At 41.5% G+C, this 18,039-nt stretch carries 18 protein-coding genes; 10 read left to right on the top strand and 8 right to left on the bottom strand.

The genetic code is table 11. The features are described from left to right. Positions 1 to 229: 229 nt before the first annotated feature. Positions 230 to 1,282 (top strand): 3-deoxy-7-phosphoheptulonate synthase AroG, encoded by a 1,053-nt coding sequence (aroG, locus tag AM629_RS00450; protein ID WP_054475124.1) that lies wholly within the window; start codon positions 230 to 232, stop codon positions 1,280 to 1,282. An 86-nt stretch (positions 1,283 to 1,368) separates the two neighbouring features. On the opposite strand, the gene gpmA is transcribed toward aroG, so the two are convergent. The 4 genes from gpmA to modE form a co-directional block, all read right to left on the bottom strand. Continuing rightward, the gene (gene gpmA, locus AM629_RS00445; RefSeq protein ID WP_054475123.1) at positions 1,369 to 2,121 is read right to left on the bottom strand and encodes a 2,3-diphosphoglycerate-dependent phosphoglycerate mutase; all 753 of its coding nucleotides are present in this window, start codon (positions 2,119 to 2,121) and stop codon (positions 1,369 to 1,371) included. Positions 2,122 to 2,294: 173 nt separating this feature from the next. Continuing rightward, a complete protein-coding gene (locus tag AM629_RS00440; protein WP_200905746.1) occupies positions 2,295 to 3,119 on the bottom strand; it encodes a CPBP family intramembrane glutamic endopeptidase in 825 nt (274 codons plus the stop codon). A gap of 178 nt (positions 3,120 to 3,297) precedes the next feature. Beyond that, positions 3,298 to 4,770: a molybdate ABC transporter ATP-binding protein ModF gene (modF, locus tag AM629_RS00435; RefSeq protein ID WP_054475120.1), complete on the bottom strand. Its 1,473-nt coding sequence runs from the start codon at positions 4,768 to 4,770 to the stop codon at positions 3,298 to 3,300. Positions 4,771 to 4,858: 88 nt separating this feature from the next. Continuing rightward, positions 4,859 to 5,650, bottom strand: a complete 792-nt coding sequence (modE, locus tag AM629_RS00430) for a molybdenum-dependent transcriptional regulator (protein WP_054475119.1) — start codon at positions 5,648 to 5,650, stop codon at positions 4,859 to 4,861. A 184-nt stretch (positions 5,651 to 5,834) separates the two neighbouring features. Here modE and AM629_RS00425 point away from each other — a divergent pair, with 184 nt between their 5' ends. The 4 genes from AM629_RS00425 (at position 5,835) to modC (ending at position 8,759) form a co-directional block, all read left to right on the top strand. Then, a complete protein-coding gene (locus AM629_RS00425) occupies positions 5,835 to 5,969 on the top strand; it encodes an AcrZ family multidrug efflux pump-associated protein (RefSeq protein WP_072161774.1) in 135 nt (44 codons plus the stop codon). A 248-nt stretch (positions 5,970 to 6,217) separates the two neighbouring features. Continuing rightward, entirely contained in the window at positions 6,218 to 6,988 is a 771-nt protein-coding gene (gene modA / locus AM629_RS00420; RefSeq protein ID WP_054475116.1) for a molybdate ABC transporter substrate-binding protein, read from the top strand. A 17-nt stretch (positions 6,989 to 7,005) separates the two neighbouring features. Further along, entirely contained in the window at positions 7,006 to 7,698 is a 693-nt protein-coding gene (modB, locus tag AM629_RS00415; RefSeq protein WP_054475114.1) for a molybdate ABC transporter permease subunit, read from the top strand. After that, a complete protein-coding gene (modC, locus tag AM629_RS00410) occupies positions 7,692 to 8,759 on the top strand; it encodes a molybdenum ABC transporter ATP-binding protein ModC (RefSeq protein ID WP_054475113.1) in 1,068 nt (355 codons plus the stop codon). Before modB ends, modC begins: the two co-directional genes overlap by 7 nt. Positions 8,760 to 8,923: 164 nt before the next feature. Here the strand turns inward: modC and AM629_RS00405 are convergent, their stop codons facing one another. Then, the gene (locus AM629_RS00405) at positions 8,924 to 9,742 is read right to left on the bottom strand and encodes a pyridoxal phosphatase (RefSeq protein ID WP_054475111.1); all 819 of its coding nucleotides are present in this window, start codon (positions 9,740 to 9,742) and stop codon (positions 8,924 to 8,926) included. Positions 9,743 to 9,888: 146 nt separating this feature from the next. Here AM629_RS00405 and pgl point away from each other — a divergent pair, with 146 nt between their 5' ends. Further along, positions 9,889 to 10,878, top strand: a complete 990-nt coding sequence (pgl, locus tag AM629_RS00400) for a 6-phosphogluconolactonase (RefSeq protein ID WP_054475110.1) — start codon at positions 9,889 to 9,891, stop codon at positions 10,876 to 10,878. 113 nt (positions 10,879 to 10,991) lie between these two features. Here the strand turns inward: pgl and bioA are convergent, their stop codons facing one another. After that, positions 10,992 to 12,263, bottom strand: a complete 1,272-nt coding sequence (gene bioA / locus AM629_RS00395; RefSeq protein WP_054475108.1) for an adenosylmethionine--8-amino-7-oxononanoate transaminase — start codon at positions 12,261 to 12,263, stop codon at positions 10,992 to 10,994. A gap of 95 nt (positions 12,264 to 12,358) precedes the next feature. On the opposite strand from bioA, the gene bioB reads away from it, so the two are divergent. The 4 genes from bioB to bioD are packed head-to-tail and all read left to right on the top strand — an operon-like array spanning position 12,359 to position 15,971. Next, positions 12,359 to 13,396 (top strand): biotin synthase BioB, encoded by a 1,038-nt coding sequence (gene bioB, locus AM629_RS00390; protein ID WP_054475105.1) that lies wholly within the window; start codon positions 12,359 to 12,361, stop codon positions 13,394 to 13,396. Further along, a complete protein-coding gene (gene bioF / locus AM629_RS00385) occupies positions 13,396 to 14,547 on the top strand; it encodes an 8-amino-7-oxononanoate synthase (protein WP_054475102.1) in 1,152 nt (383 codons plus the stop codon). The genes bioB and bioF overlap by 1 nt, the downstream gene beginning before the upstream one ends. Continuing rightward, a complete protein-coding gene (gene bioC, locus AM629_RS00380; RefSeq protein WP_054475100.1) occupies positions 14,531 to 15,298 on the top strand; it encodes a malonyl-ACP O-methyltransferase BioC in 768 nt (255 codons plus the stop codon). The genes bioF and bioC overlap by 17 nt, the downstream gene beginning before the upstream one ends. Continuing rightward, the gene (gene bioD, locus AM629_RS00375; protein ID WP_054475098.1) at positions 15,291 to 15,971 is read left to right on the top strand and encodes a dethiobiotin synthase; all 681 of its coding nucleotides are present in this window, start codon (positions 15,291 to 15,293) and stop codon (positions 15,969 to 15,971) included. The genes bioC and bioD overlap by 8 nt, the downstream gene beginning before the upstream one ends. 223 nt (positions 15,972 to 16,194) lie before the next feature. Here bioD and AM629_RS00370 read toward each other — a convergent pair whose 3' ends face one another. Together AM629_RS00370 and AM629_RS00365 are read right to left on the bottom strand one after the other, a co-directional pair. Further along, entirely contained in the window at positions 16,195 to 17,088 is an 894-nt protein-coding gene (locus tag AM629_RS00370; protein ID WP_054475096.1) for a queuosine precursor transporter, read from the bottom strand. Continuing rightward, the gene (locus tag AM629_RS00365) at positions 17,089 to 17,703 is read right to left on the bottom strand and encodes a helix-turn-helix domain-containing protein (RefSeq protein ID WP_054475094.1); all 615 of its coding nucleotides are present in this window, start codon (positions 17,701 to 17,703) and stop codon (positions 17,089 to 17,091) included. Between the last annotated feature and the right edge of the window lie 336 nt (positions 17,704 to 18,039).

The following is an 18,039-nucleotide window of genomic DNA, read 5'->3' as shown; positions in this document are numbered from 1 at the left end:
CGATCTCCGGCATATTTTTAGATATTTACTTTGATAATCATCATTTCTGAAGATATTTTAACTAATCAAAACAGGTATGACCACATTTGGCTATATTTTTCCATGTATTATGTTAGATACCGATTTATTTATTATCGACAAAGAATATTTACAGTTTGGCTTCTAACAGTTAGATTGAAATCACAAGATTGTTTTAGATAAATATACAGCGATATTGGATGAGAGGGTTATGAATTATCAGAATGACGATATAAGGATTAGAGAAATAAAAGAATTATTACCTCCTGTGGCACTACTTGAAAAATTTCCAGCAACTGAAAATGCTGCATCTACAGTACGTAAGGCCCGCAAAACTATTCATCAGATTCTGGTTGGTGAAGATGATCGTTTGTTAGTTGTGATTGGGCCATGCTCTATTCATGATCCTAAAGCGGCAATGGAATATGCTGAACGATTGAATAAATTGCGTGAAGAACTAAAAGATGATTTGGAAATTGTCATGCGGGTTTATTTTGAAAAACCACGTACAACGATTGGTTGGAAAGGGTTAATTAATGACCCTCATATGAACCATAGTTTTGATATTAATGATGGTTTGCGTCTGGCTCGGCAGCTGTTGCGGGATATCAATGACATGGGGCTACCAGCTGCGGGTGAATATCTGGATATGATTTCTCCACAGTATTTGGCAGATCTAATGAGCTGGGGAGCAATCGGCGCGCGTACTACTGAATCTCAGGTCCATCGTGAGCTGGCTTCTGGTCTTTCTTGCCCGGTCGGTTTTAAAAATGGTACTGATGGTGCGATCAAAGTTGCAATTGATGCTATTAATTCGGCGAGTACACCTCACTGTTTCCTTTCTGTAACTAAGTGGGGACATTCTGCGATTGTGAATACCAGTGGGAACTGCGATTGCCATATTATTTTGCGCGGTGGTAGAGAACCGAATTATAGTTCTGAGCATGTTGCTGCGGTGAAACAAGGTTTGGAAAAATCAGGGTTACCTGCAAGAATTATGATTGATTTCAGTCATGCAAATAGTTCCAAACAATTTAAAAAGCAGATGGATGTGAGTTCAAATGTCAGCGAGCAGATCGCGACAGGAGAGAAGGCGATTATTGGTGTCATGGTGGAAAGCCATTTAGAGGAAGGAAATCAGGACCCAGAGAGTGATCAACCATTGGTATACGGCAAAAGTATTACTGATGCTTGCATTGGTTGGGCTGATACGGAAATTTTATTACGTCAATTGTCATTGGCGGTGAAAGCACGTCGTGGCTGATAGTGTTTTTCGAATGTAAAAAAACCGGAATAGACAACTCCGGTTTTTATATTTACTGAACAAAGTCAGCGCCTATAGGCAATGAATCATTTCGCTTTGCCCTGGTTTGCTACAGCGGCTGCTTTCACTGCAATTTCGTCAGCGTTACCCAGATAGTAATGTTTGATTGGTTTCATATTTTCGTCAAATTCATAAACCAGTGGTACCGCTGTTGGGATGTTCAGCTCAAGAATGGCTTCTTCACTCATGTTGTCCAGATATTTAACCAGAGCGCGCAAAGAGTTACCGTGAGCAGCGATAATCACTTTCTCACCTTTAGCAACACGAGGTTTAATGACGTCTTCCCAATAAGGAATGACCCGTTCAATAGTGGTTGCCAGGCTTTCAGTCACTGGCAATTCTTCTGGGGTCAGATTTGAGTAACGTGGGTCGTGACCTGGAAAGCGTTCATCATCTTGAGTTAAATCTGGAGGAGTGATAGCAAAACCACGACGCCACAGTTTAACTTGATCATCCCCATATTTAGCGGCAGTTTCTGATTTGTCCAGACCTTGCAGGGCACCATAATGACGTTCATTCAGTTTCCAGCTTTTTTCAACAGGTAACCATTGTTGATCAACTTGGTCCAAAATATTCCACAAAGTGTGGATAGCCCGTTTCAGAACAGAGGTGTACGCAAAATCAAAAACGAAACCTTCTTCTTTCAACAGTTGGCCTGCTTGCTGAGCTTCTGCACGACCTTTTTCAGATAGAGCGACGTCAGTCCAGCCAGTAAAACGGTTTTCTTTGTTCCACTCGCTTTCGCCATGTCTTACCAGAACCAGTTTAGTTACAGCCATTAGCTTAAACTCCTATCAATACTTTTTAAAAACCGAACTTAAATGATAACTGAGCGCATTATATTGCCCTATACACTACAACAGCAATCAATAGTCTTGTTCGATAACTTTATTTGCCTGAAAACCTTAATTTTTTACAGATTGATGAACATATTCCGGGTAAATTTGATGTATTACAACGCTGTTACCAGTTTGATTGGGTAAGTGAAGAACAACAAATGAACTAAGTTAAGTGTGAAATGGAACCCAACAGCTACCCACAAGCGACCACTCCACATCCAAGCCAGCCCATATATTAATCCTGCGAGTGTAGCGAAAATCATTAATAATGGACCGCCAGCGAAATGAGCGCCTCCAAAAATTAAGGCAGTGATAATCAGTGCAAAATAGGGATGAATCCACTGACTTAGCCTTTGTTGGATATAACCACGGAATAAAGCTTCTTCTGCCAGAGAAACGAAGAAAATATTTGCCAGAATAAATGCTGGTAACCATTGTGGCATATGTAGTTCAACCGCAAGTCCTCCGAGAGCCGTTGCTATGCTTAATAGTACGGGAATAGCAATAGCTAAGATTATCCATGCATAAGGCCGAACTTTTGCCAGCGGTTTTGTTATGAATAATCTAGGCATGCAACATAACAGCAGGAAAGGAATGAGTGCTTTATCAAAGTTGAAATACATTGAGAATGGGGCACTATGAGGACCTGCCTGAACTTTATCGAGATATTTCAGGTTATTAAAGCCTGGAATCAGATGCAGGAATAATGCGACACCAAAAGCGAGCAATAGCAGCTCAGTGGTTATTTTGATGACGCTATTTTGCTGAAAATAGATACGTAGTGCACCTAACACAAAAATAATTGTAATAGTGGCAATCGCTGGATAAATCATAGTTTGCGTGACAAATCCGGTAATAACAGCGGCGAGGAGGACAATAAGTGCAGTCGTGCGGTGTATAGCTAATAACGCCAGTGATATGGCAAGTAAACCCCAAATCATATATTTCCCTTTATTTTTTAATAGGTTAAAAGAAAAGATCGGAAAAGTAGACCAAAAATTGATGATGGATGTTATGAGTGAGCAAAAAATAATAATGTATGATGATTAAATTGCGATGCTTTTTTCACTGGTCGGATAAGTGCTCCCGTTGCTAACAACGGGTAATTATCAGAAATCAATCAGAAATTTTCTCGGTTTTGTAGCGATATATATCACCGTCAGGAATAAATATCAGCCGGTGAGTAATACATTGCGGTGCGTCTTCTTGATGATGAGAGACAAACAGGAGTTGCGTATCACCATCAGCGATCATGACATCAATAAAACGTAACATCAGCTGACGGTTTAGTGGATCAAGCCCCTGGAGGGGTTCGTCAAGGATCAGTAAAGCCGGATGTTTAACCAGCGCGCGAGCTATCAGAACCAGCCGTTGTTGTCCCCATGAAAGGCTATGAAATGAGCTGTTAGCGACCTGAGATAGCCCCAGTAAGGCTAGCCATTCATTAGCAAGTTGTTGCTGACGATCTGATACTGCCTGATAAAGACCAATTGAATCGAAGAAGCCGGACAGAATTACATTACGAACACTGATGCTAATACGGTATTCCAAATGCATGCTGTTACTGATATAGCCAATATGGCGTTTGATATCCCAAATGGTTTCACCACTACCACGTTGACGGCCAAAAATAATCAGTTCATTACTGTAACCTTGAGGGTGATCGCCTGTAATCAGGTTAAGGAGTGTTGATTTCCCGGCTCCGTTTTGACCAATAATTTGCCAGTGTTCGCCCGGGTTTACCTGCCAGTTTAGTCCATATAAGATGGGCTGGTCATTATACTGAACTACACCATTACGTAGAATAATCAAAGGTTGATCAGGTGTTAATCGATCATCAATGCGGAGTTCATCCACTTCGGGTAAATGAATCCCATCAAGTTTTTCACTGTGTACGAGTTGAGCAACCAGTGAGTTTGCCATCACTTTTTCTTTCGTGCCAATAGATGTCAGATAGCAATTTGCCAGTACACCAATCTGATTAACAAAATCGGGGATTTCACTGAATCGGTTAAGAATGAGTACTAAAACGATGCCTTTTGATGACAATGCTTCCAACAATTCAGCAAATTGACTACGGGCAAATGCATCAAGACCATCAAAAGGTTCATCAAGGATGAGTAAATCAGGTGAAGCCATCAGTGCTTGACAAAGTACTGTTTTTCGGGTTTCACCGGTAGAGAGATATTTAAAACGACGGGAAAGTAAATCCATAATGCCGAACTGTTTTGCCAGTTCCAGACAGAGTTCATTATCTTTATGATGAAGTTGAATAATTTCTGCCGCAGTATGACCAGTATCATCTTCATCGTCACTTAACAGATCAGTGTTGTTGCGTTGCCATTCTTCTTTAATTAGCTTTTGTAATTGTTCAGAAGAGACGCTGATACATGTGTGAAATGAGCACTTTCGTTCACCAGAAAGTCGTACTAATTTATTTGAAAGCGCTCGGGCTAATGATGATTTTCCGCTGCCGTTGGCACCAACAAAAGCCCAACTTTCGCCGGAAGTAATTTTCAGTGAAGGTAATTGTAAGGTATGGGTATCACTTAAACGGAAACAGCCTTGCGTTATTTGCAATTCAGACATTTTTATATTCCTTTTTAAGCAACGCAAATATGTTTTCACAAATAAGCGGAATGACAGCGAATGTCAATATTAACTTTTAATTAACATCTTAGTAAAGAGTTGCAATAATCACTTGATCGGCATTAAAAAGTGCTGTGATTTTATCTTTAGAGTGTAGTTTTAAGTTGTCAGCTTCTTGATTGGACAGAATAGAGCAAAGGGTTTCACCGCCATCAAGAGTGATGATGACTTCTGTATTTTCTTCTCCGGTTTCGATTTGGCTGATCTGGCCTGTCAGAGCATTATCGAAATGGCTGGCAGGGGATTGTTCTTTGGTTAACTTCACCCAAGGCGCTTTAATCAGTGCCAGTACTTCCTTACCTTTGACCAGACTAAGGCGTTTGGCACTTTGCTCTGTCAACGCAGCATTCATAGATGTTTGACCATCTGCTAGTAATATACAGATATGTTGCTGTACCCGATTATGATCATGGTCAATAATTGTGCCAAAAAATTGATTACGGGCGCTGGTTTGCAGAGAAAAACGGGAAATTGCAGCTAATAGGCTATCGAGGGGCAGTTTGTCATCTTTCAGCACATCAAAGGCTTTTTGTTGAATTTGTGCCAATAAATCATAGAGTTGTAGTAGACGTTCACCATAATCGGTCAGATTTGCCCCGCCGCCGCCTTTGCCACCAGTAACTCGGTCTACCAGTATTTCATCTGCTAACTGATTCATTTCATTGATGGCATCCCAGGCACTTTTATAACTGATGCCAGCCAGTTTTGCTCCCTGACTGATAGAACCTGTTGTTTTAATCTGTTTTAGTAATAATATTCGCCGTGGATCGGCGAATAACCGTTGTTGTAATTTCAGTGTTAATAGAATTTCTGCTTGCATAATAGTCTTTTTCAGGAAATAAAATTGTAAATTTTTATTGGTTAACTCGCAAAAGCGCACATTTAGCCGGTTATAGTTGTTTGTCTTTGTTTAGAATGATATCTAATTATAGCGGTATTACTTGCTATGGTTAAAAATGTGTTATGTTGTTGGCTCGTTTTATGAGCCATTATGTGAGGCTATTATGTTTGAATTGATTAAAAGTATGGCTTTCGCCCTGGTCATGGTACCGGTAATGACGGCCGGAATTTTAGGTTTAATTTATGGCTTTGGGGAACTGTTTAATATCATTTCCCGCATTGGCCATTCTGAAAAGTAAAACTAATATTTCTTTGTACACCAGATACTGTTTTAACTACCCGACGGTTCGTCGGGTAATTTGTTTTAGCTCACCATAATAAGTTCATTTCTATTTGTCTGATTTTGTTATTTTAGCATATTGATTCAAATGAAATCAGATAGTGAAAGTTGCTCACAATTTGCCGATTAATATTAGGATAGCCTTCCATTTAGCGCTATATCTTGTTATATACAACGAACAAATTGGTAATAGCAGGTGGAAAACAAATGAAAAAGAGTTTTGACAAGTTGTTGATAGGCATCGTTTTTTCTTTTGCTTTAGCATGGCAGGCATGGGCTACGGAAAAAGTAACAGTATTCGCTGCTGCCTCGCTGACCAATGCACTTGATGATATTTTGATACAGTATAAGCAAGAGACAAAAGGGGATGTGGTGGCTTCTTATGCATCATCTTCTACTTTGGCTCGTCAGATTGTACAAGGCGCTCCGGCAGATATTTTTATTTCCGCAGATCAACAGTGGATGGATTATGTTTCTGGGAAGGAACTGATTATTAATAAAACCCGTTTTACTATTCTGGGTAATCAATTGGTTCTGATTGCATCGAAAGATAGCAAACTCGATCAAGTTGAAATTAATAAAGAGACAAAATGGAAATCCTTGCTGAACGGGGGTCGCCTAGCGGTCGGTGATCCGGATCATGTTCCGGTTGGTATCTATGCTAAAGAATCATTGCAATATTTGAGGGCATGGGAGACGGTTAATCCTCTGCTAGCTCGTACTAGTAACGTACGCAGTGGTATGGCGTTGGTGGAACGTGTTGAAGCTCCATTGGGGATTGTTTATGGTTCAGATGCAGCTGCCAGTAATAAAGTCAAAGTTGTGGGGATTTTCCCGGAAGAGAGCCACAAACCGATTGAATACCCAATGGCGATTATCAAAGATCACAATAATCCGGTAGTTCTCCGTTTTTATGAATATTTGAAAACCCCTGAAGCCGCGGCAATTTTCAAACGTTACGGTTTTCGTCCACTTTAGGAATAGATCTTTTGGAGATGTTGAGTGAATACGAATGGCAAGCCATTATCCTGAGTCTGAAAGTTTCAGGTGTGGCGGTGTTATTCAGTCTGCCATTTGGGATTTTGATGGCATGGATTCTTGTTCGTTTCCGGTTTCCCGGTAAATCATTACTTGACAGCCTCATCCACTTGCCGCTGGTGTTGCCGCCAGTGGTCGTGGGATATTTACTGCTGATCAGCATGGGGCGTCGTGGATTTATTGGCGAATGGTTATATGATTGGTTTGGGATAAGTTTTGCATTTAGTTGGCATGGTGCTGCGCTGGCTTCTGCTGTTGTTGCTTTTCCGCTGATGGTCAGGGCAATACGGCTGGCGTTGGAAAGTGTTGACCGACGTTTGGAACAGGCAGCTCGTACTCTAGGGGCCAATCCGTTTAGAGTATTTTTTACCATCACACTTCCTCTTTCTTTGCCGGGTATTATTGTTGGTACCATTTTGGCATTTGCTCGTTCATTGGGTGAATTTGGGGCAACTATCACCTTTGTATCGAATATTCCAGGTGAAACGCGAACAATCCCTTTGGCAATGTATACCCTGATTGAAACGCCTGGAGCAGAAATTGCTGCGGCTCGTTTATGTGTAATTGCGATTATTCTTGCGTTGGTGTCACTGATGGTTTCTGAATGGTTAACCCGTTGGGGCAGGAAACGTCTGGGGGCAACATGTTAGAACTGGATTTTGAAAAGCAGCTTGGTGATCTGCATTTACAGGTTAATACGCAGTTGCCAACAGAAGGTATCACGGCTGTTTTTGGCCTTTCAGGTGCAGGGAAAACTTCACTGATAAATGTTATTGCTGGCTTGATACATCCACAAAAAGGGCGGGTTATCCTCAATGATCATACATTGGTGGATATTGAAAAAGGTATCTGCTTGCCATCAGAGCAACGCCGTATAGGTTATGTCTTTCAGGATGCTCGGCTTTTTCCGCATTATCGGGTAAAAGGCAATCTTCGATACGGTATGTCTCCAGTGATGAAGCCGGAATTTGATAGCATTATTAGTTTGCTGGGGATTGAGCATTTATTATCCCGTTTTCCTGTTACATTGTCCGGCGGTGAAAAACAGCGGGTTGCTATCGGTCGGGCTTTGTTGACTGCCCCTGAACTGCTTTTAATGGATGAGCCACTAGCATCGTTAGATCTTCCCCGTAAGCGAGAATTGTTGCCTTATCTTGAAAGGCTTTCTGACGATGTCAAAATTCCGATCTTGTATGTCAGCCACAATCTGGATGAAATTCTTCGCCTGGCTGAAAATGTGATTGTAATGGATAACGGGAAGGTTAGGGCAGTAGGAAAATTGGAGGAGGTTTGGTCCAGCAATGTATTACGCCTTTGGTTACAAAAAGAGACGCTCAGTAGCATTCTGAATGTCTCAATGGTTGAACACCATAGCCGTTATGAAATGACAGCGGTGGTATTAGCCGACCAGGTTTTATGGTTGCCTAAAATTGATGTTCAACCGGGAACTGATTTGCGTATCAGAATAGATGCTTCTGATGTTTCACTGGTCTTGGAGCCACCGCGTGGTAGCAGTATCCGTAATGTTTTGGCGGCAAAGGTGGTTGAATTTTTTGATGATGATGGGCAGGTAGATGTTAAATTGACGTTGAGTGGTCATTACTTATGGGCAAGCATTACTCCATGGGCAAGGGATGAGCTTAATTTGCGACAAGGACAGTGGCTTTATGCCCAGATAAAAAGCGTTTCTCTTAATCGGCAATTCTCTTAATCGGTAGTTGTAAGAATTGTCCTTGAGAGGCAAAGCTGCTATCTGTTTCTCTAAACGGGGACACCTACTACCATTATTGTCACTTGTCACTTGTCACTCATCACTCATGGGGTTTCCATTGAGAACGCCCCTGAGTGTCGTTTTGTAGGTATTGTTATCAGCAGTTAAAGAACATATTTGCGGATAACTTCGGCAATCCCTGGCTGAGTATTATCTAGAGTGACCAGATCAGCGCGCTCTTTGACTGTATCCACACTATTACCCATGGCAACACCAAGCCCGGCGGTTTCCAGCATACTCAGGTCATTGAAATTATCGCCAAAAGCGATAACATCTTTCATGCTCATTCCCTGTGATTCAACCCATTGTTTCAGACGCATTCCTTTACTGTTGCCTTTTTTGGCGATATCGACTTGATCAAGCCATGACCATTCACATTCCAAACCTATATCATTTTCGATCTGTTCAGTAATTTCTCGCAGTTTTGCTAAATCAGGAGAGCAGGTTGCAAATTTCCAGATAGACTGTACTTCACCAATAGCATGCTGAAAACTACTGACATGCTGCATATTTGGGCGTTGAGATTCAGGCAGGGTATTGGACCATGCTATGGTGCGGGCAATTGTGTCATGCAGTTCTTCATATAACATGGCATCATCTACATACATCAGACGGTGAATATCTGTGCCTTGCAAATATGTGAGAACTTTTATGGCTTCTTGAGGTGATAGCGGATTTGAGGCTAATACTTTCTTTTCATGGTAATCATACAGATAAGCACCATTACAGCAGATAGCAGGAGTATCTAGCTGCAAAGCCTGATAAAAGGGGTGAATAGCGACATGATGGCGGCCAGTAACAATCAGTACCTTAACACCCGCCTTACGGGCTTCATTCACGGCAACGAGTGATTCTGGCAAGATATTCTTTTGAGGAGCCAGTAATGTACCATCCAGATCCAGTGCAATAACGCGATATGACATAGGTTAGCCTCATAACTATATTAATGTAAAAGATATTACACTGTAACTGAATAAAGTTAAGCCAATTGTGCGGTGAGTTTAACCGATAAAATCAATAAAGAGTCGTTACAGGTTAATAAATGGTAACGGATAATTGAGGAGTGAAGATGAAACAAGTGGTTTATATAGCGAGTCCAAACAGTCGTCAAATTCATGTTTGGAGCCTGAATAGTGTGGGCGAGCTATCGTTGATTCAGGTAGTTGATGTGCCGGGAGAAGTACAACCCATGGTGGTTAGTCCGGATCGTAAGCACCTTTATGTTGGGGTCCGCCCACAATTCAGTATTGTTACTTACCAGATTGGCGCTAATGGAGAGTTAGTGCAGCAAGGGATTTCACCAATACCAGGCAGTCCGACACATATTTCTACTGATAAGCAAGGCCGTTTTTTGTTCTCTGCTTCCTATAGTTATAACAATCTGAGTATCAACTCAATTGATGATCAAGGTATTGTCGGCGCGCCTGTTCAGGTTATTGAAGGCTTGCAAACTCCGCATTCAGCCAATATTGATTGGGATAATAAACAGTTATTGGTTCCTTGTCTGAAAGAAGATCACACGCGTATTTTTGAGATAGCAGAAGAGAGTCCTCTGGTCGAGCAGCGAGCGGAGGAAGTGACTACAGCAACGGGTGCTGGTCCTCGCCATATGGCTTTCCACCCGAATCAACAGGTGATTTACTGTATTAATGAATTGGACGCTACTGTTGATGTTTATCGTAAGTGGGAGAAATACCGGATTATTCAGACTATCGATTCATTGCCGAAGGATTTTGCTGGTGTTCGTTGGTCTGCGGATATTCATATTACACCGGACGGTCGTCACCTTTATACCAGCGAACGTACCTCAAGTTTGATTAGCCATTTTGTTATTTCACCAGACGGTTTCAATTTGACTCTGGCAGGACATTATAAAACTGAAACCCAGCCCCGCGGTTTTGCTATCGATCATAGTGGGAAATACTTGATTGTATCCGGTCAGAAATCTGACCATATCTCAGTTTCTTCTATTGATGAATATACCGGTAATTTGACTGAATTAAGCCGTTATCCAGTTGGTAAAGGTCCAATGTGGGTAACAGTGCTGGCGATAAATTAATATGTGAATGGTGATAATGGACAGATAGCAGATACTTGCTCTTTTGTTCCATTATCACTGGCTGAACTTATATGTTATCCGTAACTTCAGGAAGTGTGCTTAATAACAGGAAATCACAAATTGATTGCACTGGAAATAGCCATTGTCAGGCGTGAAAGTTGCTCTGGCTGAATAATATAAGGTGGCATCAAATAGATTAGCTTGCCAAATGGCCTAATCCAGACACCTTTAGAGACAAAATGGTGTTGCAACCTAGCCATATCCACCGGCTGTTTCATCTCTACCACGCCAATTGCACCTAATACCCGGACATCAGCGACTTTTTCATGGGATTTTAGTGACATCAGCTCAGTACGTAATTGGTTTTCAATGGATTTAATTCGTTGTTGCCAGGGGCTTTGTAATAACAATTTCAAATTGGCTTCTGCTACAGCACACGCTAATGGATTTCCCATGAATGTTGGACCATGCATAAAACAGCCTGCTTCACCGTTGCTGATAGTATCGGCTACCTTACGCGTTGTTAGCGTTGCTGATAGCGTCATATAGCCGCCTGTCAGCGCTTTTCCTACACATAAAATGTCCGGCTCAATTTCAGCGTGTTCACAGGCAAACAATTTTCCTGTGCGACCAAAACCGGTGGCAATTTCATCCGCGATTAGCAGAATCTGATGTTGATCACAGAGCGCTCTGACTTGACGTAGATATTCAGGATGATAAATCCGCATTCCCCCAGCACCTTGTACAATAGGTTCCAGAATCACCGCAGCAATCTCATGGGAATACTGCTCCAGAAAAGTGCGGAATGGGATGATATCTTGTTCATTCCATTGAGAATTAAATCCACACTGAGGTGATGCGGCAAACAGATGTGGTGGTAGATAGCCTTTGTAAAGATTATGCATTGAATTGTCGGGATCACAGACAGACATAGCGCCGAACGTGTCACCATGATAACCATGACGTAATGTCAAAATGCGCTGACGTTTTTCACCTTTTGCTTGCCAGTATTGCAATGCCATTTTCAGCGCTACTTCTACCGCAACAGAACCTGAATCAGCCAGAAATACACATTCGAGTGTTGGTGCAGAGATCGCGACTAGTTGCCTACACAGTGCGACCGCAGATGGATGAGTTATTCCACCAAACATCACATGAGACATCTTATCAATCTGAGCCTTAGCTGCCTGATTCAGTACCGGATGGTTATATCCATGAATGGCAGACCACCATGAAGACATGCCATCTATCAGTTTACGACCATCAGCCAGTTCCAGCTCCACCCCAGAAGCGCTAACAACAGGGTAAACCGGGAGTGGTTTGGTCATGGAGGTATAAGGATGCCAGATATGGCGCAGATCAAATTCAATATCGGAAGAAATCATAATGGATACATGTAAACTAATTTATTTGAAATTGGTTGACAGTATAGCGACATTATTTAAACTGACGAGACTTTTTTCACACTGGAGATGTCATTGTGATTGAACGCAAGCAATGGACAATTAAGCAGGCGCAAGAACTGTTTGGTAAGCCTTTTTTTGAATTATTATTTCAAGCACAACAGGTTCACCGTATGTATTTTGACCCACAGCAGGTACAGGTCAGTACATTACTTTCCATCAAAACGGGCGCTTGCCCGGAAGATTGTAAATATTGCCCGCAAAGTTCCCGTTATAAAACAGGGCTTGAGAAAGAACGGCTGATGGAAGTGGAGCAGGTGATTGATTCTGCCCGTAAAGCTAAAAATGCAGGTTCCACCCGTTTCTGTATGGGGGCTGCGTGGAAAAATCCTCATGAACGGGATATGCCGTATTTGGAGAAAATGGTTAAAGAAGTCAAAGCGTTAGGGATGGAAACTTGCATGACGCTCGGCATGCTCAATAGTTCACAAGCTCAGCGGTTGGCAGATGCGGGATTAGATTACTACAACCACAATCTTGATACCTCGCCAGAATTTTATGGCAACATTATTACTACCCGGACCTATCAGGACAGATTAGATACTCTCGATAAGGTGAGGGATGCGGGAATAAAAGTCTGCTCTGGTGGTATTGTCGGCTTGGGGGAAGAGATTCGCGATCGGGCTGCTTTGCTGGTGCAACTGGCGAATTTGCCAAAACCGCCGGAGAGTGTACCAATCAATATGCTGGTAAAAGTCAAAGGCACTCCACTGGCTGATAACGAAGATGTAGACCCTTTTGATTTTATCCGCACGATTGCCGTTGCCAGGATCATGATGCCGGCTTCTCATGTTCGATTATCCGCAGGCCGCGAACAGATGAATGAGCAGACGCAGGCAATGTGTTTTATGGCTGGCGCCAATTCTATTTTTTATGGCTGCAAGTTATTAACTACGCCTAATCCGGCGGAAGATAAGGATTTACAACTATTCCGAAAATTGGGTATTAATCCTCAGCAGACGCAGACGGCATTCGGGGATAATCAGCAGCAGCAGTATTTGGCAGAAGCCATCATTAATGCAGATAACGAACAATTTTATAATGCGGCATTATGATGAATTGGTCAGCTTATCTTTCCCGACAATTATCCGAGCGCCGGGACTCTTCTTTATGGCGTCAGCGGCAGGTTAATCAGAAATCAGATGGACGATTTTTATATACCTTTGATGGCAAATATCTCAATTTTTCCAGTAATGATTACCTTGGGTTAAGTGCAAATCCCGCAGTTATTTCCGCATGGCAGCAGGGAGCGGAACAATATGGCGTTGGGAGTGGTGGTTCAGGTCATGTTACCGGTTATACGCAAGCTCATCAGGTGCTGGAACAGCAATTAGCTAATTGGTTGGGTTATCCAAAAGCATTACTGTTCATTTCAGGATATTCCGCTAATCAGGGGGTGATTGCCGCGTTAATGACGAAGCAGGATCGAATTATTGCAGATCGTCTGAGTCATGCCTCATTAATGGAGGCTGCCATGCATTCCCCTGCTCAGTTGCGGCGTTTTCTACATAATCAACCTGAATCACTTAAGGATTTACTGGCAAAACCTTGTGCTGGGAAAACCTTGGTAGTGACGGAAGGGGTGTTCAGTATGGATGGTGACAGGGCACCATTGTCTGATATTTATCAGCAAACCAACGCTTCTGGAAACTGGTTAATGGTGGATGATGCTCATGGTATTGGTGTCTGTGGTGAACAGGGTAGGGGAAACTGCTGGCAACAGGAAGTAAAACCAGAAATCCTGATTGTGACTTTTGGCAAAGCATTTGGGTTGAGTGGTGCTGCGGTGCTTTGTGATGAGCAGACAGCTGAATATCTGATTCAATACTCACGTCATCTTATCTACAGCACTTCTATGCCTCCGGCACAAGCGCAGGCTATTTCGGAAGCGGTCCGGCAGATACAATCTGGTGATGAATTGCGTCAACGATTACAGCAGAATATTGATTATTTCCGTCAGCGAGCACAGAAATTACCATTTACCCTGACAGATTCAGCCACGGCGATCCAGCCATTGATGGTTGGCAATAATGAACTAAGTGTGTCTTTATCCCAATATCTGCAACAAAACGGTATTTGGGTCAAAGCTATTCGCCCACCAACCGTACCACCGGGTAGCGCCAGACTACGTATCACACTGACTGCCAGTCATACGCAACAGGATATTGATATGCTGATGGAGGTGTTGTATGAGTTCCGTCGCTGAATCTGTCAATAAACGGGCGATTGCCGGGGCATTTGGACGAGCCGCTGCCAATTATGATGTTGTGGCAAAATTGCAACAGCAAACAGGTGAATTCCTCATGCAACAAGTGGATGGACATCCTGGAAGATTAGTATTGGATGCTGGCTGTGGTACCGGTTTTTTCAGTCACCGTTGGCGGCAACAGGGAAAGCAGGTGATTGCACTGGATTTGGCATCGGGTATGTTGGATCATGCTCGTAAACAGCAAGTGGCTGACTATTACTTGCAAGGGGATATTGAATGTTTAGGGCTTTCTGACGGCAGTGTTGATATCTGTTTCAGTAATCTGGTTGTTCAATGGTGTGATAATTTATCCGGCGCTTTAAAAGAACTTTACCGAGTAACCCGTCCTGGTGGACTGATTCTGTTTTCCACGTTGGCGCAAGGTTCGTTATATGAATTGAAGCAAGCTTGGAGTGTGGTTGATAATTATCAGCATATTAATCATTTTCTGCCACAACAGACGATTAAAGATGCTTGCCAGGGTTTCCGGCATTGCCTGATTAGTCAGGTCTATCGTCAGCAATATCCTAATATCCTTCCTCTATTGGCCTCCTTGAAAGGGATTGGAGCGACTCATCTTCATAGTGGGCGCCAGCAGGGACTGATGACCCGTGGACGATTGACTGCTTTGGAACAGGCTTATCCACGAGAAAATAAACATTTACCTCTTAGTTATCAAATTATTTTTGGAGTTATTTATCGTGATTAAGAGCTGGTTTTTAACGGGTACAGATACTGAAGTGGGTAAAACAGTTGTAAGTTGTGCTTTGTTACAGGCTGCGAATAAATCGGGATATAAGACAGCAGGTTATAAGCCAGTGGCTTCGGGAAGTGGAATAACGCCAGAAGGCATTCGTAATTCGGATGCACTGGCATTAATGGCAAATAGTTCTGTACCTTTGCAATATGATGAAGTTAATCCATTAGTATTTGTTGAAGCGACATCACCCCATATTGTCAGTGCTGATTTAAAGCGACCTATTGATTTTTCTATTATGTCGGAAGGATTGCGCTGGCTAGAAAATAAAGCAGATTGGGTTTTGATAGAAGGTGCTGGCGGTTGGTATACCCCTTTATCGGAATCGGCGACTTTTGCTGACTGGGTAGTCAAAGAACAATTACCTGTTATTCTGACAGTTGGTGTGAAACTAGGTTGTATTAATCACGCGCTACTCACCGCAGAAGCTATTAAACTTTCAGGATTAGATTTTGCAGGCTGGATAGCTAATGAGGTTGAACCAGCGGGTAAACGCCAGAAAGAATATCTGGCGACATTAAAACATATGCTACCTGCTCCGTTATTAGGTGTTATTCCTCATTTGACGGGAGAATGTTTTGACCATTTAGGTGAGCATATAGATTTAAAATTACTAGTTAATTGAATTATTATTTATACCCTTCATCTTTCAAGTTGCTGCTTTGTTAGCTGCTTTCACTTACCCCAGTCACATAATTATCTATGTGACTGGGGATGCGTTCTCTTGCCGCCGCGATGCAAATTGAAATCTGTTGGGTATATAGTTAATAGGCCGGAAGAGCTTTCCGGCATAAAAATTATATTTTTCAGTAAGTTTTCTATAGTTTGACAAAGGTATCTTCGCTATTTTATATTTCGGCAACTGCTTTGTTGGTTGGGTTATCGATTGGTCGATTGATATAATTACGAAATATCTTTCGTACCAGATAAATAGGGCCTATACCCAAGATAGAATAGGTAACTTTAATTAAGAACTGTGCGATAATCATTTCTTTTATGGTATCTATGCTGAGAACATCATAAAAAGCAATTGAGCAAAATATTATACTGTCGAATGCTGAAGCGATTACAGTACTGGTTATTACTCTCAGGAAAAGATATTTTGAATTCGTGAGAGACTTTATTTTACAGAGAAGATATGAGTTTATATTCTCAGAGATAAAATAGGCAAGGGATGATGCTAATAATACGGCTACGATACTATTAACTATTCCACTGTAAGTGTCACCGAATTCCCATTCTGGAACGCCGGGTATGAGTGCAGTTCCCCAAAGCCCCAATACAAAGAGTAAATTTGCTGCAAATGAGATAATAATTGTCCTTCTTGCCAGACGTAATCCGTAGAATTCGTTAAGAATATCGACCAGCAAGAAAGTTATTGGATAAATAAAAACACCAGGAGGAGTGACTATATTAAGAAAAGGGACATGAATGGGCTTCATGCCACATATTGTCGAGAAAATATAAATGGTACTGAGTGCGACACTGATGAGTAAATACGCTTGCCATGAACGTTCATGACGATCACCAAGTTCATAAGCTGTCACAATGTTACTGTGGCTGTATAATTTGCGATATAGTGTACTGAGTTCATGCCTGCTCAGATCTTCTGAAATATCACTGTCAACCAATTCTTTCAGCCCCATAGTAATGGTCTTACCCGTTGCCAGCACCATGATATTTGCTGATAATTTACCGTATCTTGTAAATCCCAATAACTTAAATTTCTGATTTGCCGGCATTTATAGTCTTTCTCCTACAATGTAGCCCAAAAATTGGGTAGACTTTTCGTGTTTTCTATCTATGCTGTCATGAGCTTTCTCTTGCCGGATAAAAAAACCAATTTTATTAGAGTAATACAATAATGGGGTATTGGTTACTAATGCGGGAGGTCGTTTTATTATGATCACTTCACCGGGTATAAAGATATCTTCTATTTCCGATTCGACTTTGATGGCTAGCATATTTGATTCGTCACCAAAGAAATAGGTAAGTGGGTACTCGGTAACAAGCTGGCCTATTTTTTTCTCAGAGACGGATAAGAATTCAGATTGTGGAATGATCGGTATGGCTGAAGGGTTTTTATTTCCTTCTGTTGAAAGAGTTTCATTGAGGCGTTCTAATTGTTCAAGGTCGTAATTTTCTATTTCCTCACAGGAAACACCGAAAAAATCGGAAATTCGGAGAATAGTAGATTGTTGTACGTTATTGACTTGTCCATCCAGAATTTTATAAATTGTGGTGCGTGTTAATCCTGTTCGATTAGAGAATGAGCTCTTTGTTTCACCTCGGGTACGTATCAGATATTCTATATTCTTAATGATATTTGTTTTTCGCTGTGCGTTAGACGTTTTCATGAGAATCCCTTATGTAAAAATTACTGTATTACTATATTGCATACTGATATTTTCCAGTGTGAAAAAAACACTCATTGCAATAATTTATTGATTTTACTTTAATATCTTATATGTCAGGTTGTTGATATTAGCATATTTTGTGTCAAAAAATGCTCATGAATTTAAATTTATATTTAAAAAATAAAAGTTAAATCATGGTATTAAGTGAAATTCATTATAAAGTTTACACGAAAATGAACTTTATGTTTATTTTTATGTTGACTTTACGGATTCTATTACAATAATGTTAAGTTGTGTTGATGTGTTTTTTAGTAGTTTAATAGCATCAAACAAAAC

Origin of the sequence: Photorhabdus heterorhabditis (genome assembly GCF_001280945.1) — a bacterium.
GTDB lineage: Bacteria > Pseudomonadota > Gammaproteobacteria > Enterobacterales > Enterobacteriaceae > Photorhabdus > Photorhabdus heterorhabditis.
Note: the sequence above shows the minus strand (reverse complement) of the source record. Positions and strands in the feature narration are given on the sequence as shown.